Here is a 499-nt window from a genome sequence, read left to right on the forward strand (position 1 = left end):
TCACCATCCGACCCGGCCACCGCCGCCGGGGCGAAGACGGCCAAGAGCGAGGAATCATGACCGTTGAGCAGAACGCCGGCTGGAACGACATCCTGGCCAGGGACAACTTCCCGGACCGGGGACAGACCCCCACGGACCCTCCCTGGTGGCAGTCCCCCGACATCATCCCCTTCGGCAGCGACGTCCTCGACTTCGATCTGCTGGAGTCCAGCTACAACGGACCCGACCTCGGGATTCGACACCCCATCTTGCAGGGGAGGCTCAACCGCATCTACGTGCGCGGCAAGAGCTTGAGGGACGGATGCCCCGCGTCCGGCGACGTGAGGCTCTACTACGCCGCCGGCGGACCGGTGCTGAACCCGCAGGGATGGAAGCCGATCTACGCGGAGAACGGCGACCTGACCGTGCCGTTCGTCGCCCGCAGCGGCTCCAGGCAGATCGCGCCCGGAGAGATCTGTGTCACCAGCCCCGCCTTCGTCCTGCCGAGCGACCTACCACC

General features: G+C 67.5%; 1 protein-coding gene. It reads left to right on the top strand.

Annotated features, from left to right (window positions below):
• Nucleotides 1–56 precede the first annotated feature (56 nt).
• The coding region (locus C1I98_RS39645; RefSeq protein WP_146607960.1) for a hypothetical protein at nt 57–499 on the top strand (443 nt) is incomplete at its 3' end.

It is taken from the genome of Spongiactinospora gelatinilytica, assembly GCF_003236385.1.
Taxonomy (GTDB): Bacteria; Actinomycetota; Actinomycetes; order Streptosporangiales; family Streptosporangiaceae; genus Spongiactinospora; species Spongiactinospora gelatinilytica.